The organism is Clostridium tertium, from assembly GCF_902652255.1.
GTDB classification, from domain to species: Bacteria; Bacillota; Clostridia; order Clostridiales; family Clostridiaceae; genus Clostridium; species Clostridium tertium_A.
On record NZ_CACRTO010000042.1, the window covers coordinates 83,636 to 108,601 of the forward strand.

Consider the following 24,966-nt stretch of genomic DNA (forward strand, 5'->3'; position numbering starts at 1 on the left):
TGAAGGGATGGCAGGAGATAAATATTACATAGTCAGTGACAAGGTTATTCCAGAGGTTTTTAAGAAGGTTCTCGAGGTTAAGGAAAGCCTTTTAACAGGAAAGTATAAAGATATTAGTGAAGCTACAAAAAATACAGGAATTAGTAGAAGTACTTTTTATAAATATAAAGATTATATATTTCCTATGGCTGAAGGAATAAACAGTAAGAAGATTACATTAGTAGTTCTTCTATCGCATGAAGCTGGAACACTTTCAAAGGTTTTAGATTGTATAGCTTTTAATAAGGGAAATATTTTAACTATAAGTCAGGATATTCCTATTAACATGGCAGCAAATGTAACTATTACTTTAGATGTGGCTCATATGACGAAGGATATAAAACATTTAGTTAATACTTTAAGATTATTACCTAATGTTATAAGTGTTAAAGTTTTGGCTATGGAATAAAAGAAAAAATTCTAAATTATAGATTCATAATATAAAGATTGTTTAGACAAAGAAATTAGAAAGGTTGAATTAATTATGATAAGACCAATTGTAAAGGATATATTATTCCTAGGGCAGAAGTCAGAGCTTGCAACTAAAGATGATGTAGCAATTATTGATGATTTAGTAGATACATTAAGAGCAAACTTAGAGTATTGTGTTGGTATGGCTGCTAATATGATAGGAGTAAAAAAACGAATACTAGTATTTAGTGTAGGTGATATTATAATTCCTATGGTAAATCCAGTTATTTTAAAGAAAGATGGCGATTATGAAACAGAAGAAAGTTGTTTATCATTAACTGGCTTTAGGAAAACAAGAAGATTTGAAACAATTGAGGTAGAATATTTTGATAAAAGCTTTAAGAAACATAAACAAGTATTCACTGGATTTACTGCACAGATTATTCAACATGAGATAGATCATTTTGAAGGTATAATAATCTAAGATATAAAGTTGCTTATGATTAGATTATTAAATTGAAAACTATTCAGGGAAAAGGAGTTATTATGGCTAAAGTACGAAAAATGCTTGGAAAAGCAGATTCACCATATATTGTTTCTCTTATGAGATTAATAGAGACACAAAGCAAAAAAACTATTGTAAAATGGTGTAATGACTATGCAAAGGAATATATTCTACCTATTTACGAAAAGGATTATCCTGAAGATTCTCGTTTAAGTAATGCATTAAATGCAACTAACGAGTGGCTAGAAGGAAAAATTAAGTTAGCAGAGGCAAAGAAAATTATCAAGGAAGCTCAAATAGCTGCAAGAGAAGCAGAAGGAAATCCAGCTGCACAAGCTGCAGCTAGGGCAATTGGAGCAACAACGACAACAATCAATACTGTAACAAGTTCTTTAGGACTTGCATTTTACGGAGCTGCTGCTGTGGCATACTCATCTGTCGGTGTTAATGAGACGGATGAAGTTTATGATGAAATTGCAGCAAGAGAGTGTAAGAAGATTGAAGAGGCTTTAAGCAAAGTTGCTATAATAGATGAGCCTAATCCAGCAAAAATAAATTGGTACTGCTAACATAGAAATTTATTAAGGAATACGCAGCATTGAGCCTGCGTATTTTTTATGTATATAAGTTCATATATGATATTAAAAATCGTTAGTGACAAAATAAGACTTATAAATTTAGAACTTATAAATAACTTTAAACCATAACAATATTTCTTTCGAAGAATTTCAATAACTTTAAGGAATAATAAGGATAATTTTTAAAAATAAGACTATTATTCAGCATAATATTATTGTTAACGAATATAAAGTGTAGTATATTAATTATTAAAAAGTAAATGTATACATAGTTGTTTGGAAAACTGAGGTTATAGAGGAGAGAAACAGATGATGGGGATAACTAAAAGACAAAAACAAATTCTGACTAGAATAATAGATAGTGCAGGCTATGTTAGTCCTAAAGAATTATCTAATAAGTTAGAGGTATCAACAAGGACTATAAGAAATGATATTTCAGAGATTAATAGATGTAACAATGTACAAGTTGTAAGTATGGTAAAGGCGAAGGGATATTATATTAAAGAACATGAACTTGCTAAAAAGATGGTAGAGGAATATAGTGATAATATTCCAATTACAGTTGAGGAGAGAACATCTTATATTATAAACAAGCTTTTATATAGAATGGATAGTATTGATATATTTGACTTAGCAGATGAATTGATGGTAAGTGAATATACAATAGAGAAAGATTTAAATAGAATTAAAATTTTATTTAAGAATGAAAATAACAATATAGAGATGAAAAGAGTTAGTAATAAAATATTCTTAGAGGCAACTGAAAAAGAGAAGAGAAGTTTACTATGCAAATTAATATTAAAAGAGCAAAAGGACAACGTTTTTGATATAGACAGTTATGAAAAAAACTTTAAAAATATTGATATTAGGGAAATAAATAATATTCTAAGGAGCTACTTTATTGAAAATGATATAAAGATGAATGATTTAGCTGTAATTAATTTAGTTGTACATATACTTATTGTTTTAGAAAAGGTAAGGAATAATTTTGATATTAAAGATGATAATAATTATTTGAGCAAGCTAAATGATGAAGATATTCAAATAAGTAATGATATATGTGAAAGAATAGAGCAATTAATAAATATTAGTATTCCTAAAAGAGAAAAGGAGTATGTTGCATTACTTATATCTGGAAAGAGAATATTTATACATAATAGAAGTAATATAGAAAGAACTAATGAAAAAGTTACAAATTTCATAGATCATATAGTTGATAAATTATATAAAGAGTATTTATTAGACCTTAAAGAAGATATTGAGTTTATATCTAGTTTTAGTCTTCATATGGAAAATCTATTAATTAGAAGTAAAAAAGGAATGTTCATTCAAAATCCTTTAATTTATACAATAAAAAAGGTTTATCCATTAATTTATGATATGGGAGTATCTATAGCATTAGAATATCAAGACACTTTCGGATATACATTAAATGATGATGAAATAGGATTAATTGTACTACATTTAGCATCATCTATAGAAAAATTAAATGAAGAAAATTGTAAGGTTAGATGTTATGTTATTTGTCCTACAGGAATATCTTCAAGTAACCTATTAAAGAATAGGTTAATTAAAATGTATTCTGATAAGATTAATGTTGTAGGATGCTTATCAATACAGGAGTTAGATGAGGTGAAGGAGGCCTCAGTAGATTTAATAATATCCACAGTTCCCCTAGAAAAAGATTTACAAGTTAAGACAATTGAATGTTCGCCATTCTTATTAAAGGATGATATTAATAAATTAAATAAAACGTTAGAGTCACTAATGAACAAAGAAGAACGTAATGAAATTTCTAAGCTATTTGATAAAGAGTTATTTTATAAAGATATAGTATTAGAAGATAGAATGGAGGTAATTGAATATTTAGTTGAAGAGCTTTATAGAAAAGGTCATTGCCCTAAGGAGTATGTGGAATATGTACTAAAAAGAGAAAATGTATCTTCAACAGCGTATGGTGGATTAATGGCTATTCCTCATCCTTTAGAAAAGGTAGCATATAATAACAAAATAGGAATAGGTATATTAAAAGAACCAATTATGTGGGGTAAATATAAGGTACAAGTAGTATTCTTATTTTGCTTAAATAGTGATAAAAATTTAAATTTAGATGCTTTTTTTGAAAAATTAATTTTTCTTGTTGAAAATCAAGATGTAATGAAAAAACTTATAAATTCTAAAAGTTATGATGAATTTGTAAATATCTTTATTGCTGATTATAAATAGAATGAAATCGTTATATACTTTTTCCGCTTGAAGTGGAAAAAGTATATTTTTTTATGGGAAATTTTTTAGCTATAATATAGCCATAAGATATCTTATTAAAAGAAGTTTGGAGTGTGACCTTAATGGACGAAATAAACGAAATAGAATTTAAGTTAATAATGCATAGTGGAAATGCAAGAAGTTATGCTATGGAAGCAATAAAAGAAGCAGATAAAGGTAATTTCAAAAAAGCTAATGAATTATTATCAGAAGCTAAAAAAGAGTTATTAAATGCACAAAGAAGCCATAGTGGAATTATTCAGGATGAAGCAGCAGGGAAAAAAATCGAAATAACTTTATTATTAATGCACAGTGAAGATCATCTGGCATCATCTATCATAGTAGTAGATTTAGCAAAGGAAATAATAAATATTCATCAGAAGTATAGTAAGGAGGAGAACTAATATGGAGAAGTTTTTATGGGGGACAGCTACAGCATCGTATCAATGTGAAGGAGCATGGAATGAAGATGGAAGAGTAGAATCAATGTGGGATTATTACTTGCATAAGAATAATCTTGAAGATGGAGATATAGCTTCAGACCATTATCATAGATTTAAAGAAGATATTAAGTATATGAAAGATGGCGGTCATAACACATATAGATTCTCATTAGCATGGCCTAGAATAATAAAGAATATAGATGGAGAGATAAATACAAAAGGAATAGAGTTTTATCATAAACTTATTGATGAATGTATAGATAATGGGATTACTCCATTTGTAACAATATATCACTGGGATCTACCACAATTCTTAGAAGAAAAAGGTGGATGGATTAATAAGGAAACAATTGATGCATACATTCATTATGTAAATGTAGTATTTAAGGAGTTTGGTAAGAAAGTAAAGCATTTTGTTACATTTAATGAACCAAGATACTTCATTTTTTCAGGATATAAAATAGGAAATTATCCACCTGCATTACAAAATACTGAACTTACTATAAAGGGATCATATTATGTTATGCTAGCTAATGCTAGAGCAATTTCAGAATATAGAAAGCATAATTTAGGTGGAAATATAGGAATAGTTCATAGCTTTGCTCCTGTGTTTGGGGTTGATGATACTCTAGAAACAAAAATAGCTATGAGAAATGCTGATAATTTTATGAACAATTGGATATTAGATACTGCTGCAAAAGGAGAAATACCTATAGATTTATTAACTAGATTGAGTAGTAAATATGATCTTTCATATATTACATCAGAAGATATGAAAATAATTAAGGAAAACACCGTTGATTTCATAGGACTTAATTATTATGCTAGAGTACTGGTAAAACCATATACTGAAGGTGAAACAACTTTAATAGTTAATAATGCAGGAAGTAGTGCAAAAGGAACTTCTAAATTAATAATAAAGGATTGGTTTGAGCAAGTATTTGATCCAGCATCGAAATATACAGAATGGGATACTGAAGTTTATCCAAGAGGACTTTATGAAGGAATAATGATGGTTCATAACAAGTATAACTTACCAATTTATATTACTGAGAATGGAGTTGCTTCATACGAGGATGTATCAGGGGATGAACCAGTAAATGATGATTATAGGATTGAGTTCTTAAATGATCATATTGCTGCAATTTTAAATGCTAAAGATGAGGGTGCAGATGTAAAAGGTTATTATATATGGTCTACGATGGATTTATATTCGTGGAAAAATGGATGTAAAAAGAGATATGGATTAGTTGCGGTAGATTGGGAAAATGGGTTAGTAAGAAAACCTAAAAAATCTTATTATTGGTTTAAAAAAGTATGCGAGGGTAATGGAGATATTATTGATAGGAGGAATATATAATGAATATTATGTTAGTTTGTAATGCAGGGATGTCAACAGGTATGCTTGCAAAAAAGATGGAGAAGGTTTCTGAAGGTAAATGTAAAGTAAAAGCATATGGAATAGCAGAATACATGGATCATTTAGAAAATATAAACATTATATTAGTTGGCCCACAAATAAGATTTGAATATGAGGATATAAAGAATACAGCAGTAAATATACCAGTTTTAAATATTGATCCTATGAAATATGGGAGTATGGATGCAGAGTCAATTTTAAAGACAGTTTATGATGAATTAGGAGGGGGTAATGATGAGTAAGCTATCTCAATTTAGTTTATTCTGTGAAAAGAAGATTATGCCATTTGCTAATAAGATGGCTAAACAAAGACATTTAGCTGCAATGAGAGATGCTTTTATGAGCTTACTTCCAATTACATTAATGGGAGGGGTAGCGGCTATAATAAAATCTCCACCAATTACAGAGAATACTACAAATGTAATTCTATTAAAATGGGCTGAGTTTGCTACAAATAATAGTGAAATCCTAAACTGGTTATTTACATTTACACTAGGAGCGATGTCATTATATATTGCAATTGGTATTACACACTTTTTATGCAAACATTATAAGATGGAGTCATTCTTGCCAATCTTGTTTGTTACAGTAGGGTTCTTTTTACTAGTAACAAACCCAATTGAATTAGGTTATGAATCAAAGTCAATTGAAATAGCTTATATAGATGGAAAGGGATTAATTCCAGCTATTCTTATTAGTATATTAACAGTAGAAATTTATAGATTTATGAAAGTAAGGGATTTTGGAAGAATAAAAATGCCGGAAAGTGTCCCAACTAGCTTAAGTGATGTATTTGCAGCTTTTGTTCCTGGATTTATAATTATAATAATATATATTAGCATATTTACTATTTTTAATAAATTGGATACAACTTTACCTGAATTCCTATTTAGTTTATTAGCACCAACTTTTAAGGCTGCCGATAGTATTTTCTTTACAGTAACTATAACATTAGTAACTCATTTATTATGGTTCTTTGGAATACATGATGCAGCATTAGCAGGTATAATGGGACCAATTAGAGATGGTAATCTATCAATTAATGCAGCAGCGCAAGTTGCAGGAGAACAACTACCTAATGTATTCACTACACCATTTTGGGTATACTTTGTAGTTATTGGAGGTTGTGGAGCAGTTTTAGGATTAGCAATACTGCTACTAACAGCTAAATCAAAACAGTTAAAAACAATTGGTAAAATGGGAATTGCACCTGCAATATTTGGTATTTCTGAACCACTAATATTTGGTGTACCATTAATGTTAAATCCAGTTTTCTTGATACCATTCATTTTTGCAGCAACAACTAATGCTATAGTCGCTTTTCTGGCAATGTCACAGAATATAGTAGAGAAAACATTCTCTATGTTATCATGGAATATGCCATCTGTAATAGGTGCATTTTTCTCCACATTGGACTGGAAAGCAGTTGTGCTTGTAATAGGATTGATTATAGTTGATATGATTATTTATTATCCTTTCTTTAAAGTTTACGATAAGCAACTTTTAGCTCAAGAAAAATAAAAAATTGTATATCTTTAGATGTAAATAAGAAATGCTTGTATCTGTTATCTAGGTACAAGCATTTCTTATTTACATAGTTGGTCCTCAAGGAATATTTATTCAATATATACTATAATTAATTTATTTTACATATTAATAGTAATATTACCATTATTTCTAGTATTTTCTTATAATCTGTAGTAATATATTCTTGGTCGTTAATCATACCTACTTTTTTGTATAAAATTTCGTTTTGAAGGAGTTTTATACAATAAAAATGTGGGTATTTAGATTTAACAGAGTAGTTATTGGGGAAATTAGTATTTTAAATTAGCATCTTATTAATATTAATAGATATAGATAACCTTTTAAGTGATATGGAAGCTGTAGTTAAAGGTAGGGAAGAGATAAGAATATTAAAGGATTTAAATAGAGATGAAAAGGATTTTATTGGAGAGTCTGAGAATATGATTGAGTATTTTGTTAATAACCAAGAAAAAATAGAATTATTGTCTAAATAATGGGGGACGTTGCTAATAATAATGGAAGCGAAAAAGTAAGGAATGAAGGGTTAGAATTTCTACAAAAGTATGATGAATATGAGTTAATTCTAAAAAAATAAAAAACTTTTAAAAATATAAAACCAAATGAAAAAAAGATGTATCTATATAATGAAACTGATTAAATGTAAAAGTTATATTAGAGTAAGGAGAGTAGCGGAATGAAGAAGGGATTAGTAAAAGAATTGTTGATAATTGGTGGTGTTATAGTCTTAGTTGGAGGAATAGTTTTTGCTGTAACTAATAAAACAGGGAAACCAAGTGGATCAAATGAAATTATAGTTAATAGTGATGGAAAGAATATGGAGAATGAGAAAGGTAAAAATCAGGATAACAAAAAGCCTGAGAAAAGTAAAGAAGATATTCAGTCAATAAATTTTGATTTGACAAATTCAAAGCAAACTATATTTGAAGGAAAGGTTGATGTTTCATTAGTTAATGTTGAATATGATAATGATACACTAATAATTGATGGACAAGTTAATAATAATTCAGGTGAAAGTATTACTGGTCATGTATCAAATTTTTATTTTAAAGATTCCAACGAAGTTATTACTAATTTAGATTTTTTTGAAAATCCAAGATTTAATATTGATGCACCTTCAGGTGGAAAAACAAACTTTCAAATGATATTTAAAAATTTAAATATTGAAGGTAATAAGTTTACGATTGGTGGGGAATTTTTTAAACTTGGATATTTTGGCTCGGATAAAAAAATAAGTTTAGAAGTAATATTTTAAAGGTTATAGTAGAGAGGAGTTTAGTTATGAAGATTATATTTAGTATTATTTTGACGTTAGCAGTTATAAGTATCGTTAACAAGTTGAGATTAAAATTTACAGGAAATAAAATACTTGTAGCTCCTACTAATGAGTTAGTTGATGAATATATTAATATTCTAAGGTTTACTCCAATTACTAATAAGCCTTCAGTATGGGGAGAACTTAGAGATGTATTTTTTAAGGTCTATAATTCAAAAGATATTTCTATAGAGTTAAAAGAGACCTTATATATTAAATTAGTGAAAAAAGGGTGCAATATTGGAAAGGCAAATTATTATACTATCACTGATGAAGAGAAAATTAGGAAGAGTGGAGAAGAGGGAGAAAGAAATATAGCATATAAGTTAAAATGGTTATCAAGTGATTATAAGATTTTAAGTAATATTAGGCTAAAGTCTGAAATAGAAAGCCAAGAGTTTGACAATATTATTATAGGACCAAATGGAATCTTTCATATTGAGACTAAAAATTATGGCGGGGAACATGGGTGTAAAATTAAAATAGATAATTCAGGAAATTGGGTTAAGGAAAAGAATGGAAGAGAGACTGGGATCGACAGTCCAGAATTTCAATTAAGAAGACATGAAATAGTACTTCAAGAGAATTTAAAAAAATTATATGGAGAAAGAAAATTTGATGTAAAAGGAATAATAGTACTTTCAAATCCTAAAACAGTTATTGATGGAGTCGAAAACTTAGATGTTCCTGTTCTTAAAGGTGATGGGTTATGTAAGTATATTGAGGGGGTACAAGGAGAAAGTACTCTTTCAAGTGAAGAAATAAATGATATATATAATAAATTAAAAGAATAGTTATTTATTTAATAAAAAATAAAACCAAATCTAAATCTTATGTATCTATAATATATAAAGAATTTAGGAGGTAATAAAGATGAACAAAATTAAAATTAAAAAAATAGAATTGAAAATGAATTAGCAGATATACATAGAAAGGTGAAAATATCAATAGGTACTGGAGTACTGAGTATAGTATTGATGGTTATATTTTCAATAGGATTTATAATTCCAACTATAGTAGCATTTATATTTTATAAGAAGTATGAAAGAGAAAGTAATTTTCTAAGTAGTACTGGTAAAGAAAGTTCAAATATTAATAATTATTATAAAAAGAATAGAGCTTATGAAACTTATAGAGGGGATAACTATTCTGGAGAATTTTCGAAAAGTGGAAATGAAGAATTATTCAATGAATTCATGAATCAACAGGAAGAAATGAATGGACAATTAAATTATCAGCAAGAACAGTTTGATAGAGAGTTTATGGAGTTTTCTCAGAAGAGTGTTACATCTTTTGATGAAGGTGGATTTATTCAAGGACCTGGTTTTAATTTGTCTGATACTATGATGTCTAATATGAATGGTGGTTTTTAATGCTATACATTTATTGATAGGAGAAGGTATATGATTACCTTAGTAATAAGGTATGGATTAAAGAAAAGATATTTAAAAATGTAATATTAAAGGTTAGGGGAGAAAATAATGAAAAAACTGATTAAAAGCGCTTCAATTATATTATTAACTTTATGTGTTATAGGATTTATTAGTATTTATACTGAAGAGAAAAGTTTAAATAATAAATTAGTTGGGGCTTGGGTCATTGAAAGTAGTGGTTATAATGCTGAGAAGTATTCCGAAGAGGATATAAAGAATATGGTTTCAAATGGTGGTATATTTCAGGGATTAAAGTTAATGAGTAATTCAATGGTATATGTTGATGGCACTATTGTTACTTTTAAAGAAAATAATAATTTAAATATTGGGTTATTAGGTGGTAATTATAGTATCAATGATAAAGAGATAGAAATAGACTTAGGGGATGGTATGATAGACTCATTTGAGATAAATATTGATGATGATAAAATGAGTTTAGTAGGAGATTATATAATAAATTTAGTTAAACATAATGAATAAACTTTTTAGTAAGTAATGGGGAGAAGTAATGGCTATAGTACATAGAAAAGAAAATGAATTAAAGAGTAAAATTAAGGATGTTCAAAGAATATATAATATATATATAATAACATTAATAATTACAATTATTTTATTTTTTCCGGTGGGGATAATAGTAGCAGTAGTATTTAATATAGTGTACGGGAAAAAGTTTGTTGAAATGAAGAAATATAAAAAGGGCCTTATTGGTGAGGAAAAGACCTTGGCATTACTTGAAAATTTAGATGACTCATATCATATTTTTAATGATTTAAATATTGTATACGATAATAAAAATTCGCAAGTTGATATTGTTGTTGTTGGAGATAATGGAATAACTATTGTTGAAAGTAAAAATATTAATGGAGTTATTAAAGGAAAGATTGATGATCAACAGCTTAAGATTAAGAAAACTGGAAGAAGAGGTGGAATCTACTACAAAACAATTTATAATCCATATAAGCAAGTGAATACTCATGTATATAGATTGTCTAAATATTTAAAAGAAAATAGGGCGAATGCTTGGGTTTCAGGGGTTGTATTTTTCCAGCCTAAAAAAGGGTTGATATTTAAGAAACCTATTAGTGTCAAAGGATCAGAGAATATATTTTTCTATGAAGGTAATGATTTGATAAATTATATTATAAACAAGAGTGAGTCAATTAATCCAGAGACGAAGAAAATGATAATAAATAATTTGTTGAAAGTGCAATAATATATTAAAAGTAAATATACTGAGAAGGGTGGTTCTATTAAAAAGAACTAAGAAAAAATCTTTTGATTGGTATAAAAAAGTTATAGAAACTAATGGTGAATATTTAGATTAAAGTAATTATGCAATATAGAAAATTCATCCTAGTGATAAGAATGGAGAAATTATTATTCTGATGGAATGAGGCTTGTTAGTAATAAAAACAAAAGATAAGATATTAACTGAAATTGTAAGTACTTATGGGTTTAGAAATAAATTCATAAGTACTTATTTTTTTATATAAGCATAAAACTAAAAATCATTTTTACAGATAGTAAAATTGGCGAATTATAATAAAAGTATAAAGTTAATAAATGATTTTGGAGGTAATAAAAATGTTAGATTTTATTAAAAGAGGAAACTTAGTTATGGTTAATTTCGGGGTATCTAGAGAAGGGTCATGTCAGCGAGGAATAAGGCCAGCAATCGTGGTTCAAAATAATGCAGGGAATAAGCACTCAACAACCACTTTAGTTATACCACTTACATCAAAGAGAAAAAATAAACTACCTGTTCATTATGAACTAAGGGAAGATTATGATATTGCGCTTTCAGGTAATATAGCAATGGCTGAGCAGCTATCAGTTATATCTAAAGAGCAGATACTTAGGGTAGGAAAACCTCTATCAGCAGAGGATATTAGGGGGATTGATAACATATTAAGTGTTCAGCTTAATTTAGATGCGATGTAGATAGTACGTACATATAAGATGAAAATCATTTTTACAGATAGGATTTTTATCTTGTTATTATAAAAATGTAGAAAACATTATATAAAAATTTAATGATAAAGGAGTTAATATTATGAGATTTGGAAAAGTTTTTGAAAGAGGATTTCAAGGGGCAGAATTAGGAGCACTTATAGGTGGCGCTTTTACAGCTGTAGCAACTACTGCAACATTTTTCTTTACAGGACCAATTGGGGTAGCGGCGTTGGCAGCAACAGCTACCGCATCTGCAGTTAGTGGAACTGCAATAGGAACAGGCATTGGAGGAGGAATTGGTGCTGCATTAGGAGCAGCTGAAGAATATATGGAGTCAAAAAATTAAAATTAATATAATTAAATTTGAAAGGAGTTTTTATTATGGCAAGTCCAAAGGAAACTGGAGGACCAATTGTTAAGACAGGTCCAAATGCAGGAAAAGTAAGAACAAGAAGAAAGGATGGACCTTGGAGAAAGAAGCGTAGTGATGCTGGGGTACCTAGAAAGACTGAATAGCTAAAGAGAGGTTAAGGATGATAAATCCTTAACCTAAATCATCATCTAAAATTTCTGCAATTATTCCTCTGAAGGTATCAAGGGGATAAGATGTTTTAGAGCAATACAAAAATAGCCAATCAAATGGATTACCAGGATAGAGTCTGTTCATTCCCGCTTCAATTAGCATATCATTAGTTTCATCGAGAAATACTATGCTATTATCAGGTGAATCATCTTTATTTATAGCAATAGTAGCCCAAAAAGTATAAAAATTAAGTAGAACTAATGATTTTCTTAGCATATCAAAGGTTATATGTTTATTATTAAATATATTAGAAAAGATTATTTTTGAAGGATAATTTTTTAATATTATTTTTTGAAAGTTTCCATCATCAGATACAATTGAGGAAGAATTAGACTTAGATATTTTTTCACTCCTAAAATCGTGAATTATATATATTAGAAAATCCATTGAGGATTTATCCATATTTTTTGTATCTATATTAAACATATTACTTTCTTCAACGGCTAACTTTTTTGCTTGATTAATTAGGTTGTTTAATATATTTATTGCAGAAGTAGAGCTTTTTTTAAAGTTATATTTATTAGTTTCTATATATTCTAATAATTCTAAGTCCTTGCTTATATTGTTAACTTGCTCACCAATTTCTTTAGTATAAATAGTATTATTATTTTTAGATGAAATATCGCTTTCTATTATTTTTTTTGCTTCGGATATAAGAGATATGGCTTGTTTATAATTCAATCCTTTTTTTAATGAGTAAAAGTAGATTAATTCATTTATATCTCTATAGTTAAAATATTTTTCAAAGTAAACATCACTAAAAAATTTGGCAGATTCATTTTTTGATAAGCCTAATGCAAAGCAAACTTTAAACATATTTTCCCTACTTAAGGAGTTGGATGCAGGTCTAGAGTCTAAAAACCAGCTTTTTATTGTTGCTTTACTAATTTTTATTTCTTCATCACAAAACTTTTTATATAGGAAATTAGTTTTAGAAGGTATATCATCCAGTTCATCATTATAACCATGATTTTTTATAAAATTCGTTAATCCATCTGAGAATTGCCTGAAATTTTTTGCGATATCCAAATAGTTTATAGTATCGATTAAATCATAGGAATCTTCATCACGGGCTAATTCTAAGAGTGAATCATTCATTAGCTCGGTAAAATCACCATTAGTTTTAAAAATAGTAAATATATTATCCATAATTATATCCTCATAAATTAAATAAATTTATGATAATTTTATCATATAGAAGGAAAATTGTCATAATTTGTTTAATATATAAATAGCATTACTAAAAGTTTATAGGAATTTAGGGGGAAGATTTTGAGAGTAGAATTAAATGAAGGTCAGAAAATTAATATTTTTAATTATGATAACATAGGAAATAAGTATGAATATGAATTTTATATAATTAAAGTGGTAGGATATGGGGCAAGTTGTATAGTTTATGATGCATACTATTATGATGTTCAAAGTAGTAAGCATATGGTTAGATTGAAGGAATATTATCCTGTTAAATCTAATGTTGGTAGAGATATTAATGGAAGTTTAATTATAGATAATAAAGATAATAATTTTATAGAAGGACTAAGCAGGTTCGAAGAAGCATATAAAAAACATGCAAGTATTCAATTAAGTGATAGTTTTGTAAATATAACTACTAATGTACAAGGACTATTTGAAGGTAATTCCACTAAATATATGGTTATAAATTATAATAATGGTGTTACTTATGAAAAAGCTGAATTTAATTCGGTGAATGATATTTTAAAATCTGCATTAGCATTAACAAAGGCAGTTGGTAAGTACCATGATATGGGACTTTTACATTTAGACATAAAACCAGCAAATATCTTAACTATTCCAGAAAGTAAAGAACTAATAATGTTATTTGATTTTGATAGTGTACAAGAAAAGTCAAATATACAATCAGGGGATATAGAAAATTTATCTTATTCAGAAAAGTGGGCAGCACCGGAGCAACTTCAATATGATTTTAGAAGAATATCAGAAGAAACTGATATTTATGCAATTGGTGCCGTTATATTTAATAGAATTATGGGAAGATATGTTGAGTTTATGGATAGAAGGATATATGCAACTTGGAGTTATAACAAAGAAGATAGATTGTTCAAGGATGTAAATCCAGAGACATTTACTTTGTTAACAGAACTTTTTCATAAAACATTATCCTCGTCTACAATAAAGCGGTTTCACACAACTAAAGAATTACAAAAGTTATTAGAGAAGTTAGTAAGTGTTACAGAATCTAGTAGATGTTTTTTAAAGACAAATTTACCTAAAGAATTATCTTATTTTGTTGGAAGAGATAATGAACTTAGTGAAATAAAGAACATTATATTAAACGAAGAAGATGTTTTGTTTTTAAGAGGAATTGGTGGTATAGGAAAGAGTGAAATAGTTAAAAACTTCGCTAGAGATAATTATGAAATCTTTACAAGCATTGTCTTTGCAAGATATACAGATTCAATTAAGTCTATGATTATAAGCGATAGTGAAGTACCAATAAGTAATTTTAATAAAGGAATTAATGAATCAGATGATGACTATTTTATAAGAAAAATGAAGAAACTTCATGACATATCTAATAAGAATATTTTGTTTATAGTTGATAACTTCGATGTAGAAGATGATGAATATCTTGATAAATTACTTAGATGTAACTTTAAATTTATTTTTACAACAAGAAATGATTTTTGTAGTCTTGGATATAAGCAAATAAATATATTGGAAATTAGTGATGTAAATAAAATAAATAATATTTTCTATAATTATTATAAAAAAGAAGTGAATGATAAAGATAAGGTGGCTATATTAAAAATTATTAATCTTGTAGGTAGGCATACAATGACTGTAGAGCTAATAGCTAAGCAAATGATGATGAGTAGAATTAAGCCAGTAGATATGTTGAATAAGCTTAGTAATTTAGGACTTACCAATTTAGCAAAGGAAAAAATAAAACATAGAAAAGATTCTAAGTTAAATAATAAGGACATAAGTGAACATATCTATGCCTTATTTAATTTATCAAAAACAAGTTATATTCAAAAAAGAATACTTATAGATCTTAGCTTTATACCGCATATAGGAATAGATATAGAGAAGTTCAAAGAAATGAGTAATTTGGATAGCTTTGAAGATATTAATTATTTAATTGATTTAGGATGGGTAAGGATAAATGATTGTGATGTGATTTCTCTTCATCCAGTAATTGCAGATGTAATAAGAACAAAGGTTGATTATAACTATGAAGAAGTTGAGAGTTTTATAGATAATTTGGTAGATTATTTACAAATAGATTCAAATACTACTAACAATGAAAAATCATTAAAGATTAAGTATGGTGAGCACTTATTAAAACACATTGATATTGATTTAGAAGTATATAGATATTTATATTATAATGTTTCATTTTTATATAGTAATAGCGGAAATTATAATAAAGCACTAGAATTTTGTTATAAAACAATAGAGTTATTTAATGATAAATGTAATGAAGATTATAGAGATGTAGTATTCAATATTTATAATAATATAGGAACTATTTACTGTGAGCTTAATCAGTATAATGATGCATTAAAGATATTTAAGGATTTAGATAATTATATAGATAATAACTTTAAGGATGTTCCCTTACGTAAGGGGGAGAATCTTAATGATATTGGTTATATTTATATGAATACAGATAGGGTTGAAAAAGGAATTGAATATACAAAAAGAGCTTTAGATATTTATATTGAAGAGTTAGGAGAAAAAAATAATGATGTGGTCGTTATTTTAAATAATATTGCCTTTGGTTATAGTAAATTAGATAATGTTAAAATGCAGAAAGAATATTACTTAAAAGCATTGGAAATATTAAATTCAATTGATAATAAGAAAGGAACTGTAGCTGTTGTTGAAGGTAATCTAGGGTGCCTTTATGAAAAGGAAAAAAATTACTTTGAAGCATTAAAGCATCAAGAGAAGGCTTTAGATATAAGGAAGGAATTATATGGAGATATACATCCAGATGTAGCATTATCTTTAAAAGAAATTGCATCAGTATTTATTGAACTAGGGCGTTTTGAAGATGCAGAGGAAAATATACTACAAGCTTTAGAAGTATGTAAAAAGGTATTTGATGAGGATAACTTAAGAACAGCAGATTGCTATAATCTTTTGGGGTTACTTTATTATAAATTAGATAAAAGTGAAAAGTCTTTGGAGTATTTAGATAAAGTTTTAAAGATTAGAGTAAAATATTTAGGAGAGGATCATCCATCTGTACGAAAAACCTATTGTAATATACAAAGGGTCAAAGATGAGATAGATTAATATGTAGATTATAACACTATTTTGTGATTATGTGTAATATAAAGGGGTTGTCGCACAAGCAGCTTAAATTAAGGATTAAAAATTAAAAATGAAGAATTATTGATGTAATTCTTACGGGATTACTAAAATTAACTTCTTTTCAAAATTCCTTCGGGAGTTTTTTCATTGTGCGACAGCACCTTTATAGTCAACTACTATAGTAAAATAGTCATATCATACAGTAATTAAGAGTAAATGAGTATAATTATAAGAATAACTACTATAATTTAACTTGGATATGGTTGTAAAACTAGTATTAAGAATGTATAATACATATGAAAATTAAATGTAAATAATAACGAGGTAGAGGTGCAGTATTTAAGAGTACTATTAATGAGGTAAGCACGATGAGTTAATAGGAAAGGAAATATTGCCGAAGCGTATGATTAATGCTTTAATATCATATCGCTGGGGTTATATATAATATATATAACACTGTCACAAACTTTGCGTTGTGGAGAGCTATCATTAGAGAATTTTACTTTTTAAAAAGAATTTAAATTTGTTTAAATATTAAAAGGTGGAATATCTAGTGTAGCTTTGACTAAAAATATAATTAGTATGAGCTATACTTGGTATTTCACCTTTTTAAATTCTACCTTTAAGTTATTTACACTTATAACAGGGGGAAACAACATGAAAAACAAAAGAAATTTTAGAATTATTATTATGACAATGATGATGGTTTTATTATCAACATCAGTTGTATTTGCATCTGAAGTAGATATTGCAACATCAAATGCAGAGCATTATGGATTTTTAACATTAATACCACCAATAGTGGCTATAGTATTAGCTTTTTTAACGAAGAACGTTATTATTTCACTATTTGTAGGAACCTTAACAGGTACGTTTTTAGTTAGTTTAGTTGACCGCTCTTTTGCGGGTGCTTTAATTCAATCATTTTTAGATTTTGTATCTAGAGCTTTAAACTCACTAGCAGATCCTTGGAATGCTGGGATAATACTTCAAGTGCTAGTTATTGGTGGAGTTATTCACCTAGTAGCAAAAATGGGTGGTGCAAAAGCAGTTGCTGAAGCACTAGCTAGAAAAGCAAAGACTGCTAAAAGTACTCAATTAGTTACATTATTACTTGGTCTTGCGGTTTTCTTTGATGATTATGCAAATTCATTAATAGTTGGACCTATAATGAAGCCTGTTGCAGATAAGATGAAGATTTCAAGAGAAAGATTAGCTTTTATAATAGATGCAACAGCAGCTCCTATCGCAGGTTTAGCAATAGTATCAACTTGGATAGGATTAGAAGTAGGATTAATAAATGATGCTTTTACTAATGGACTTGGAATTGAAGTAGATGCTTTTGGAGTATTTTTAGAAACTATACCATATAGATTTTATAATATTTTAATTTTAGCCTTTGTATTTATAACTTCACTATTACTTAAGGATTTTGGACCTATGTATAAGGCTGAAATTGCAGCTAGAAGAGCAGATTTAAATAAAGAAGAGTCTGCAGAAGAGTCTTCAAAGATGGATCATTCAGAACTTGAACCTAAAGAAGGTATAAAGCTAAGTATTTGGAATGCAATTATTCCTATAGGTGTTTTAGTTGTAACAGCATTAATTTGTTTCTATTATAGTGGATATACTTCAATTATGGGTGGAGAAGATGTAGCTCTAAAGCAAATAATGACTAACTCACCAATGTCATTTAAGGCTATACAAGAGGCTTTCAGTGCATCTGATGCATCTGTTGCATTATTCCAATCAGCATTAATTGCAAGTATAGTAGCAATTGCAATGGGAGTTTATAAGAAAATATTTACTCTTTCAGAAGCTATAGATACTTGGGTAGATGGAATGAAACCTTTATTAATAACTGGAGTAATATTAATACTTGCTTGGTCATTAAGCTCAGTAATTAAGGATTTAGGAACAGCAAAATATTTAGTTAATATGCTATCAGGATCATTACCAAGCTTCCTTCTTCCAACAATAATATTTATTTTAGGATCTATAATTTCCTTTGCAACAGGAACAGCTTATGGAACGATGGGAATATTAATGCCTTTAGCTATACCACTAGCTTATTCTATGAATTCAGATATGGGATTTGTAATAGTTAGTACAAGTGCAGTTTTAACTGGAGCAATTTTTGGAGATCATTGCTCTCCAATTTCAGATACAACTATTCTTTCTTCTATGGGAGCTGGATGTAATCATATAGCTCACGTTAATACACAAATGTGGTATGCATTATTTGTAGCTGGAATTACTATTTTATTTGGATATATACCTGCAGGATTTGGATTGAAATGGTACATAGTATTACCAATGGCCTTACTTGCTGTATTTATAGGAGTTCAGATATTTGGGAAGAAAGTAGAAAGCTAATAATAGATTGGAAAACTTTAAATAGAGTTTTCTAAGTTGAAAATAAAGTATAAATAGTAGGTTACTATTTCATAAATAAAGCTCTTTATATAGTTAAAGGAGTGATTTTATGAATAGTGACCTATTTTTACTTTCATTTATTGATTGACGTTATACATTACTTACTTATAAGTAATGTATATTAAAATTTATATGGATAAGGAATATTATATTTTTCTTAGAGAAAGTATTTAGCATGGTAGTGTTGTTTTTAATATTACTAAACATATATAATATTATAAGTACGATAAATTAGTGATTAAGGGGTAGGAGAAAATTTATGAGGGAAGGGTCATTTGCAAACATAGTTAGAAAAGTTCTTATATGCATTTGTATGGCTATATTTCTGATTTCAGCGTATCAATTGTATAAAATATTTACTGAATATAATAAAAATAGTAGTGTGTATGAAGAAATTAAAGATGTAGTACCGACAATTAAGACTGAGAATTATATTACAAAAGAAGAATTTGAAAATCTTAAGTCTCAAAATGATGATTTTAATTTCTGGATTAGAGTACCTGAGACAGAAATAGATTATCCTGTGGTACAAGGTGTAGATAATGATGAATATCTATATAAAAACTTTAAAGGTGAAGGCAATAAAGGGGGAAGCATATTTCTTGATACAAGTAATAATATAGAGGAAGATAAAAATATAGTAGTATATGGTCATAATATGAAGGATGGAAGTATGTTTGGAACCTTAAGAAGGCTAAAAAACCATGAATACTTTGATAAGAATAATAAAATATATATTTATCTAGAAGATAAGACTTTAGAGTATGAAATATTTTCAGTTTACTCAGAAGATGCTACTATTGAATCCTATAAAACTAAATTTAATAATGACGAAGAATATAGCAACTATATAAATGAAGCTTTAAGTAAATCATTTTTTGAATTTGATGTTAAAGATATAGATAAAGGTAGGATAATAACATTAACAACATGTACTAATGTTACTGATGAAGAGAGGTTAATAGTACACGGAAAACTGATTGACAATTAACAATTAAGGATAAAACTCAGCTTCTGCTGAGTTTTTGTATTTAAGTTTTAACTATGAGGTTAGAAGATAGTAGGAATGGAATTATAGTAATAAATCATTAAAATTTCTTTTATGGATTATATTTATCTGTATTGGTATAATAATACTTAGATAGATAAAATAAGGAGGCATAACATGAGTAACTTAGAAAAACTTAGAGAAGTAATGAAGTCAGAAAAAATAGATTATTATATTATTCCAAGTAGCGATGCCCATCAAAGTGAGTATGTAGCTAAGTATTTTAAAGGAAGAGAGTTTGTATCTGGGTTTACAGGTTCAGCAGGTACTCTTTTAGTTAGTTTAAAAGAAGCATATTTATGGACTGATGGAAGATATTTCATTCAAGCAGATAATGAGTTAAAGGGTAGTGGAATCTCCCTTATGAAGATGAGAATTCCAGGGTATCCCACTATTGAAGAGTGGCTTGAGAAGAATGTTAAAGCCGGAGAAGTATTAGGATTTGACGGAAGTGTTTTTTCTGTAGATCAATATGAAGGATATTTAAAGATAGCTAATAGAAATAACTTTAGTATAAATATGGAGAAAGATTTATTAAATAGCATTTGGGATACAAGAAGTGAGTTTCCTAAGAATAAAATTTTTATACATGATGTTAAGTATGCAGGTAAGTCTGCAAAGGAAAAATTAGAAGAAGTAAGAAATCATATGAAGGAAATATCAGCTGAAAATTATATACTTTCATCTTTAGACGACATAGCTTGGTTATGTAATATAAGAGGAAATGATATTGACTTTAATCCAGTTGCTCTTTCATATGTAATAATAAAATTAGACAGTGCAGTGCTTTATATAAATGGAGAAAAAGTAGATGCAGAAACTAAAGCTGCTTTAAATAAAGAAGGATTTGATATAGCTGAATATAATGATGTTGAAAAGGCTGTTAAGCTTATAAAGGGTAAGACTATACTAGATTCAAGTAAGCTTAATGCGAAGTTATTTACAGCTTTAAATAAAGAAGTTGAAGTTATAAAAGAAATGAACATTACTACAAAGTTAAAAGCTATAAAAAATGATACTGAAATAGCTAACTGGGAAGTTTCTCAAGTAAGAGATGGTGTGGCTATGGTTAAGTTTATAAAATGGCTAAAAGAAAACATCGGAAAAGAGAAAATAACAGAAACATCTGCTAGTGAAAAGTTAACTGCTATTAGAGCTATGGGGGAAAACTATAAAGGTGATAGTTTTGGAACTATAGCTGGATATAAAGAACATGCAGCAATGATGCATTATAGCGCTACAAAAGAAAGTGAATATGAATTAAAGGCTGAGGGAATGTTCTTAGTAGACTCAGGTGCACAATACTTAGATGGAACTACTGATATTACAAGAACCTTTATATTAGGACCAATTACAGAAGAGGAAAAAACAGATTATACATTAGTATTAAAAGGTCATATAGCATTATCTTCAGCTAAATTCTTAAGAGGCGTTACAGGTGTTAACTTAGATATACTTGCAAGAAGACCTTTATGGGACTGCGGAATAGACTATAAATGTGGAACAGGTCATGGAGTTGGATTTTTCTTAAATGTTCATGAAGGACCACAAGGAATTAGGGTTGAAGGTAATTCAACTGTATTAGAACCAGGAATGATATTAACTAATGAACCAGGAGTATATAAAGAAGGTAAGCATGGAATAAGAACAGAAAATACACTATTAGTAGTTGAAGACATTAAGTCAGAAGAGTTTGGTGAATTTTATAAATTTAGAACAATATCATATTGTCCTATAGATTTAAATGGTGTAAATATAGAATTACTTTCTCCTGAAGAAAAGAAGTGGCTAAATGATTATCATAAGACAGTATTTGAAAAGTTAAGTCCTTATTTAAATGAAGAAGAAGTAGAATTCTTAAAACAAGAAACTAGAATGATATAAAAAATAAAACTTCCATAATATAAGTTAGTTCGACCTCGAAAGCCAAAGTCTATTAACTTATATTATTGGAAGTTTTATATTATAAGCGTTACTTTTCAGTGTGTATTTTTTCTTTAGGTGGTAAAATAAATTTATTAACTAATAATCCTACTAGAATACCAAATAGAGTTTCTATGATTCTATTAGTAGCATAGTAAATAGGATTGCCAAAGGCATGAACTGTAGTTACAGCAAGGAAGGCTATACAGGAAATATTTATAGCACCAGGCTTTTTAATTAAATTACATATATAAATAACTACAATTATACCAATGGATATAGTTATATAAACTAAGAATTTACTAATTATAAATACATTAATGTTATATGTGAAAAATCTACAGACTATTAAAAATAATAGGCCAATCACAGCTCCTAGTATTGTACCAAGTCCTCTATTTATCGCTATTGTAACTGAGTTAGTAACTGTATCTTGAACGCAAAAAACTGTAGTTAAGCAAGCGAAGAAAGGTTCATTTGGGAAAAATAGTAGGCATGAAAATACTGCAATGGCAGTTTTTATAGTTCTTAACCCAATCTTTGGGAAAGTAATTTTCATATTATAACTCCTTATCTTTTGTTAGTTTTAGTATTATCTTTATGTAGTTTTAGTATTATCTTTATCTTCTGGAGGATTTACATACATATTAATAAGAATTGCTACAACTACTCCAAAGGCAGTTTCTACAGTTCTTCTAATAGAATACATAAGTGGATCATCATAGCCATTCGATACAAGTATACCTATTAAGATAATTGATGCAATTGAGCATGCAGCAGGTTTTTTTATAACATTACAACAGTATATTATAATAATAACTCCCAATGAAGTCACTATAGGTAAAAATGCCATTAATGAAAAAAAGTTAACTGTAGATAATAGTATTAGGCCAAGAACCCCCCCTAATAATGTTCCTATTAATCTATTTTTACCTATTCTTAGAGAATTTTCTACTGTATCTTGCATACAGATTACAGCTGCGATTGCTGCAAAAAGTGAATTGCGCCAGAATAGTAGACAAATTAAAACAGCAATTCCTGTTTTAATATTTCTAGAACCTATACGAGGTAATTCCATATTTTTCACAGTATCAACTCCAATCCTTTTAATATATTATAGCATAGAAATTATACAAATTTTCTTGCAAAGTAGGTTGCTAATATGGAATTAAGTAGTATAAAATTATTTTAATAATATATAAGTTGCAATAAGAAGTGAAAGAATAAAAGAATGAAGAAATTAAGGAAGTTTTGCTATGCAAAACTTGATAAATTATATAGATGATATATATAAAATCTGTAAAGATTTTTATGCATAACTTTTTAATTATTTAATTTTTTCATTCCTTAATTAATAAAGTGAAGGGATAGAGTTAATATGAATTTTTGGATATATTTATTGATTGCAGAAGCAATTCCAGTGGTATTATTTATTTTGGGCGGATTATATGAAGGTAATTCAACTAAATATAATGAAAATAAGATAAGTTATAAAAGTAATTATACAAATAAAGATAAAATATCTTTTGAATATTGCAATAAACTAGCAGCAAAGCTTTTTGGAGCAACTGGAACTTTATTATTTATAGTTAATGCTATAAGTTTATTTTTATTTGGAGAGGGAGCCATCACCTTTGTATTATTATTTAGCCTATTTATGGTGGTGCTAACAAAGATGATGATAGATAGACTTATTAAAAAGAAGATGGAAGCTTAAACTAAATAAGAAATGTATAGAAAAATTATAGAGTAAATAATTAGATTTATACTTTGAGTAAAATATATACTTAAGTTTATATTTTAGATAAGATATAATAAAGGATAAGAGGAAATGAATACACTCATTTATATAAATATAAATGAGTGTACAAAGGATGAGGGTGGATATAATGATTCAGGATATAATAAAACAGCTTCAAATTATAGTGAATGATGAAAGTGAAGATGTTACTTATACTACCATAGCAAGAGGGATATTAGAAAATATACAAAAAGGAATGGAAGATATAACTATTTTACAATTGGCAGATATGTGCTATACATCTCCTTCAACTATAAGTAGGTTTGTTAAAAAACTAGGATATAGTAACTTTAATGAATTTAAAATGAAATGTGTAGAAAGAAAAAATCTTGGAACAGAGATACTTTCAGATAATGTAAAAAATATATATTTTGATTCTAAAAAAGATAAAGAGGTTTTGATTGATCTTGTAGATTCAATTAGTGTTTCATTAAAAGAATTTGTAGAGAATCTTGATTTAAAAGAAGTTGATAATTTGGTTAGTATGATACATGATTATAAAGATGTATATTTCTTTGGTTTTCACTTATCAGGTTATTTTATGCAACATTTGCAGTATCATCTTTTTAACTTAGGTAAGTATGTTAATTTTGCAGCCTGGGAAGCCAGTCAGGAAAAATTAGCAAATCAGACAGATGAAAATAGCTTAGCTATTATTTTTTCAGTTGATGGAAACTATCTAAGGCAGAAATCACAGATATTTTATTCTCTTAAAGAAAGAGAAAGTAAAATTGTACTTGTAACACAAAATCCAGCTTTAAAGATGGCAGCACAGTGTGATTACGTTATTTACCTTGGTTCTTATAAGAATGCAACTGAAGGAAGATATAAATTACAGTTATTCACAGAAATATTGATTAATAGATACTATAAAAAGTATAGTGAGGAATAAAAATTTAAAGATATTTTCAAAAAATGAAAATGATTTCAAATACAGAAAAGCTCTTCATATGTTGAAGATAC

Annotated in this window: 26 protein-coding genes; 23 read left to right on the forward strand and 3 right to left on the reverse strand. The window is 27.9% G+C overall.

Going from position 1 to position 24,966, the window contains the following annotated elements:
- Window positions 1-7 precede the first annotated feature (7 nt).
- From GPX08_RS13545 to GPX08_RS13620, 16 genes are all read left to right on the forward strand, one after another.
- The gene (locus tag GPX08_RS13545) at window positions 8-448 is read left to right on the forward strand and encodes an ACT domain-containing protein (RefSeq protein WP_156627334.1); all 441 of its coding nucleotides are present in this window, start codon (window positions 8-10) and stop codon (window positions 446-448) included.
- 75 nt (window positions 449-523) lie between these two features.
- On the forward strand, window positions 524-934 hold the full coding sequence (locus GPX08_RS13550; RefSeq protein ID WP_156627335.1) for a peptide deformylase: 411 nt from the start codon (window positions 524-526) through the stop codon (window positions 932-934).
- Between the two features lie 62 nt (window positions 935-996).
- Window positions 997-1,524 (forward strand): hypothetical protein, encoded by a 528-nt coding sequence (locus tag GPX08_RS13555; RefSeq protein ID WP_156627336.1) that lies wholly within the window; start codon window positions 997-999, stop codon window positions 1,522-1,524.
- A gap of 318 nt (window positions 1,525-1,842) precedes the next feature.
- Complete coding sequence (locus GPX08_RS13560; RefSeq protein ID WP_156627337.1) at window positions 1,843-3,759, forward strand: PRD domain-containing protein; 1,917 nt, start codon at window positions 1,843-1,845, stop codon at window positions 3,757-3,759.
- 122 nt (window positions 3,760-3,881) lie between these two features.
- On the forward strand, window positions 3,882-4,202 hold the full coding sequence (locus tag GPX08_RS13565) for a PTS lactose/cellobiose transporter subunit IIA (RefSeq protein ID WP_156627338.1): 321 nt from the start codon (window positions 3,882-3,884) through the stop codon (window positions 4,200-4,202).
- A gap of 1 nt (window position 4,203) precedes the next feature.
- Complete coding sequence (locus GPX08_RS13570) at window positions 4,204-5,601, forward strand: family 1 glycosylhydrolase (RefSeq protein ID WP_156627339.1); 1,398 nt, start codon at window positions 4,204-4,206, stop codon at window positions 5,599-5,601.
- Complete coding sequence (locus tag GPX08_RS13575; RefSeq protein WP_156627340.1) at window positions 5,598-5,903, forward strand: PTS sugar transporter subunit IIB; 306 nt, start codon at window positions 5,598-5,600, stop codon at window positions 5,901-5,903. The genes GPX08_RS13570 and GPX08_RS13575 overlap by 4 nt, the downstream gene beginning before the upstream one ends.
- The gene (locus GPX08_RS13580; RefSeq protein ID WP_156627397.1) at window positions 5,896-7,182 is read left to right on the forward strand and encodes a PTS sugar transporter subunit IIC; all 1,287 of its coding nucleotides are present in this window, start codon (window positions 5,896-5,898) and stop codon (window positions 7,180-7,182) included. The genes GPX08_RS13575 and GPX08_RS13580 overlap by 8 nt, the downstream gene beginning before the upstream one ends.
- 356 nt (window positions 7,183-7,538) lie before the next feature.
- Window positions 7,539-7,682: a hypothetical protein gene (locus GPX08_RS13585; RefSeq protein ID WP_156627341.1), complete on the forward strand. Its 144-nt coding sequence runs from the start codon at window positions 7,539-7,541 to the stop codon at window positions 7,680-7,682.
- 200 nt (window positions 7,683-7,882) lie between these two features.
- Entirely contained in the window at window positions 7,883-8,461 is a 579-nt protein-coding gene (locus tag GPX08_RS13590; RefSeq protein WP_156627342.1) for a hypothetical protein, read from the forward strand.
- A gap of 26 nt (window positions 8,462-8,487) precedes the next feature.
- The gene (locus tag GPX08_RS13595) at window positions 8,488-9,315 is read left to right on the forward strand and encodes a hypothetical protein (RefSeq protein WP_156627343.1); all 828 of its coding nucleotides are present in this window, start codon (window positions 8,488-8,490) and stop codon (window positions 9,313-9,315) included.
- A 141-nt stretch (window positions 9,316-9,456) separates the two neighbouring features.
- Complete coding sequence (locus GPX08_RS13600) at window positions 9,457-9,894, forward strand: hypothetical protein (RefSeq protein WP_156627344.1); 438 nt, start codon at window positions 9,457-9,459, stop codon at window positions 9,892-9,894.
- A gap of 108 nt (window positions 9,895-10,002) precedes the next feature.
- The gene (locus GPX08_RS13605) at window positions 10,003-10,434 is read left to right on the forward strand and encodes a hypothetical protein (protein WP_156627345.1); all 432 of its coding nucleotides are present in this window, start codon (window positions 10,003-10,005) and stop codon (window positions 10,432-10,434) included.
- Window positions 10,435-10,462: 28 nt separating this feature from the next.
- A complete protein-coding gene (locus GPX08_RS13610; protein WP_156627346.1) occupies window positions 10,463-11,167 on the forward strand; it encodes a hypothetical protein in 705 nt (234 codons plus the stop codon).
- Window positions 11,168-11,517: 350 nt separating this feature from the next.
- The gene (locus GPX08_RS13615; protein ID WP_156627347.1) at window positions 11,518-11,895 is read left to right on the forward strand and encodes a type II toxin-antitoxin system PemK/MazF family toxin; all 378 of its coding nucleotides are present in this window, start codon (window positions 11,518-11,520) and stop codon (window positions 11,893-11,895) included.
- A gap of 112 nt (window positions 11,896-12,007) precedes the next feature.
- The gene (locus GPX08_RS13620) at window positions 12,008-12,253 is read left to right on the forward strand and encodes a hypothetical protein (protein WP_156627348.1); all 246 of its coding nucleotides are present in this window, start codon (window positions 12,008-12,010) and stop codon (window positions 12,251-12,253) included.
- Between the two features lie 198 nt (window positions 12,254-12,451).
- Here GPX08_RS13620 and GPX08_RS13625 read toward each other — a convergent pair whose 3' ends face one another.
- A complete protein-coding gene (locus GPX08_RS13625; protein ID WP_156627349.1) occupies window positions 12,452-13,639 on the reverse strand; it encodes a hypothetical protein in 1,188 nt (395 codons plus the stop codon).
- 123 nt (window positions 13,640-13,762) lie between these two features.
- Here GPX08_RS13625 and GPX08_RS13630 point away from each other — a divergent pair, with 123 nt between their 5' ends.
- The 5 genes from GPX08_RS13630 to GPX08_RS13650 all read left to right on the forward strand — a co-directional run bounded on the left by GPX08_RS13630 (window position 13,763) and on the right by GPX08_RS13650 (window position 22,163).
- Window positions 13,763-16,777 carry a tetratricopeptide repeat protein gene (locus GPX08_RS13630; protein ID WP_156627350.1) on the forward strand — a complete coding sequence of 1,005 codons (3,015 nt, stop codon included), beginning with the start codon at window positions 13,763-13,765 and terminating at the stop codon, window positions 16,775-16,777.
- Between the two features lie 438 nt (window positions 16,778-17,215).
- Complete coding sequence (locus tag GPX08_RS13635) at window positions 17,216-17,305, forward strand: DUF645 family protein (protein ID WP_156627398.1); 90 nt, start codon at window positions 17,216-17,218, stop codon at window positions 17,303-17,305.
- A 147-nt stretch (window positions 17,306-17,452) separates the two neighbouring features.
- Window positions 17,453-19,171: a Na+/H+ antiporter NhaC family protein gene (locus tag GPX08_RS13640; RefSeq protein WP_156627351.1), complete on the forward strand. Its 1,719-nt coding sequence runs from the start codon at window positions 17,453-17,455 to the stop codon at window positions 19,169-19,171.
- Window positions 19,172-19,490: 319 nt separating this feature from the next.
- Window positions 19,491-20,222, forward strand: a complete 732-nt coding sequence (gene srtB / locus GPX08_RS13645) for a class B sortase (protein ID WP_156627352.1) — start codon at window positions 19,491-19,493, stop codon at window positions 20,220-20,222.
- Between the two features lie 174 nt (window positions 20,223-20,396).
- Complete coding sequence (locus GPX08_RS13650) at window positions 20,397-22,163, forward strand: M24 family metallopeptidase (protein ID WP_156627353.1); 1,767 nt, start codon at window positions 20,397-20,399, stop codon at window positions 22,161-22,163.
- An 88-nt stretch (window positions 22,164-22,251) separates the two neighbouring features.
- Here the strand turns inward: GPX08_RS13650 and GPX08_RS13655 are convergent, their stop codons facing one another.
- Together GPX08_RS13655 and GPX08_RS13660 are read right to left on the reverse strand one after the other, a co-directional pair.
- Window positions 22,252-22,761, reverse strand: a complete 510-nt coding sequence (locus GPX08_RS13655) for an FUSC family protein (RefSeq protein ID WP_156627354.1) — start codon at window positions 22,759-22,761, stop codon at window positions 22,252-22,254.
- 39 nt (window positions 22,762-22,800) lie between these two features.
- A complete protein-coding gene (locus tag GPX08_RS13660) occupies window positions 22,801-23,289 on the reverse strand; it encodes an FUSC family protein (RefSeq protein ID WP_156627355.1) in 489 nt (162 codons plus the stop codon).
- A gap of 291 nt (window positions 23,290-23,580) precedes the next feature.
- On the opposite strand from GPX08_RS13660, the gene GPX08_RS13665 reads away from it, so the two are divergent.
- Both GPX08_RS13665 and GPX08_RS13670 read left to right on the forward strand, forming a co-directional pair.
- Window positions 23,581-23,919 (forward strand): hypothetical protein, encoded by a 339-nt coding sequence (locus GPX08_RS13665; protein ID WP_156627356.1) that lies wholly within the window; start codon window positions 23,581-23,583, stop codon window positions 23,917-23,919.
- 142 nt (window positions 23,920-24,061) lie between these two features.
- The gene (locus GPX08_RS13670; RefSeq protein ID WP_156627357.1) at window positions 24,062-24,895 is read left to right on the forward strand and encodes an SIS domain-containing protein; all 834 of its coding nucleotides are present in this window, start codon (window positions 24,062-24,064) and stop codon (window positions 24,893-24,895) included.
- Window positions 24,896-24,966 lie beyond the last annotated feature (71 nt).

What these genes read in the sequence shown, in the direction of transcription:
- GPX08_RS13625 (WP_156627349.1), bottom strand. Translation starts at nt 13,639, where the DNA reads ATGGATAATATATTTACTATTTTTAAAACTAATGGTGATTTTACCGAG.
- GPX08_RS13615 (WP_156627347.1), top strand. Translation starts at nt 11,518, where the DNA reads ATGATTTTGGAGGTAATAAAAATGTTAGATTTTATTAAAAGAGGAAAC.
- GPX08_RS13550 (WP_156627335.1), top strand. Translation starts at nt 524, where the DNA reads ATGATAAGACCAATTGTAAAGGATATATTATTCCTAGGGCAGAAGTCA.
- GPX08_RS13620 (WP_156627348.1), top strand. Translation starts at nt 12,008, where the DNA reads ATGAGATTTGGAAAAGTTTTTGAAAGAGGATTTCAAGGGGCAGAATTA.
- GPX08_RS13670 (WP_156627357.1), top strand. Translation starts at nt 24,062, where the DNA reads ATGAGTGTACAAAGGATGAGGGTGGATATAATGATTCAGGATATAATA.
- GPX08_RS13590 (WP_156627342.1), top strand. Translation starts at nt 7,883, where the DNA reads ATGAAGAAGGGATTAGTAAAAGAATTGTTGATAATTGGTGGTGTTATA.
- srtB (WP_156627352.1), top strand. Translation starts at nt 19,491, where the DNA reads ATGAGGGAAGGGTCATTTGCAAACATAGTTAGAAAAGTTCTTATATGC.
- GPX08_RS13555 (WP_156627336.1), top strand. Translation starts at nt 997, where the DNA reads ATGGCTAAAGTACGAAAAATGCTTGGAAAAGCAGATTCACCATATATT.
- GPX08_RS13580 (WP_156627397.1), top strand. Translation starts at nt 5,896, where the DNA reads ATGAGTAAGCTATCTCAATTTAGTTTATTCTGTGAAAAGAAGATTATG.
- GPX08_RS13595 (WP_156627343.1), top strand. Translation starts at nt 8,488, where the DNA reads ATGAAGATTATATTTAGTATTATTTTGACGTTAGCAGTTATAAGTATC.
- GPX08_RS13655 (WP_156627354.1), bottom strand. Translation starts at nt 22,761, where the DNA reads ATGAAAATTACTTTCCCAAAGATTGGGTTAAGAACTATAAAAACTGCC.
- GPX08_RS13545 (WP_156627334.1), top strand. Translation starts at nt 8, where the DNA reads ATGGCAGGAGATAAATATTACATAGTCAGTGACAAGGTTATTCCAGAG.
- GPX08_RS13605 (WP_156627345.1), top strand. Translation starts at nt 10,003, where the DNA reads ATGAAAAAACTGATTAAAAGCGCTTCAATTATATTATTAACTTTATGT.
- GPX08_RS13640 (WP_156627351.1), top strand. Translation starts at nt 17,453, where the DNA reads ATGAAAAACAAAAGAAATTTTAGAATTATTATTATGACAATGATGATG.
- GPX08_RS13560 (WP_156627337.1), top strand. Translation starts at nt 1,843, where the DNA reads ATGATGGGGATAACTAAAAGACAAAAACAAATTCTGACTAGAATAATA.
- GPX08_RS13565 (WP_156627338.1), top strand. Translation starts at nt 3,882, where the DNA reads ATGGACGAAATAAACGAAATAGAATTTAAGTTAATAATGCATAGTGGA.
- GPX08_RS13665 (WP_156627356.1), top strand. Translation starts at nt 23,581, where the DNA reads ATGAATTTTTGGATATATTTATTGATTGCAGAAGCAATTCCAGTGGTA.
- GPX08_RS13610 (WP_156627346.1), top strand. Translation starts at nt 10,463, where the DNA reads ATGGCTATAGTACATAGAAAAGAAAATGAATTAAAGAGTAAAATTAAG.
- GPX08_RS13570 (WP_156627339.1), top strand. Translation starts at nt 4,204, where the DNA reads ATGGAGAAGTTTTTATGGGGGACAGCTACAGCATCGTATCAATGTGAA.
- GPX08_RS13585 (WP_156627341.1), top strand. Translation starts at nt 7,539, where the DNA reads ATGGAAGCTGTAGTTAAAGGTAGGGAAGAGATAAGAATATTAAAGGAT.
- GPX08_RS13650 (WP_156627353.1), top strand. Translation starts at nt 20,397, where the DNA reads ATGAGTAACTTAGAAAAACTTAGAGAAGTAATGAAGTCAGAAAAAATA.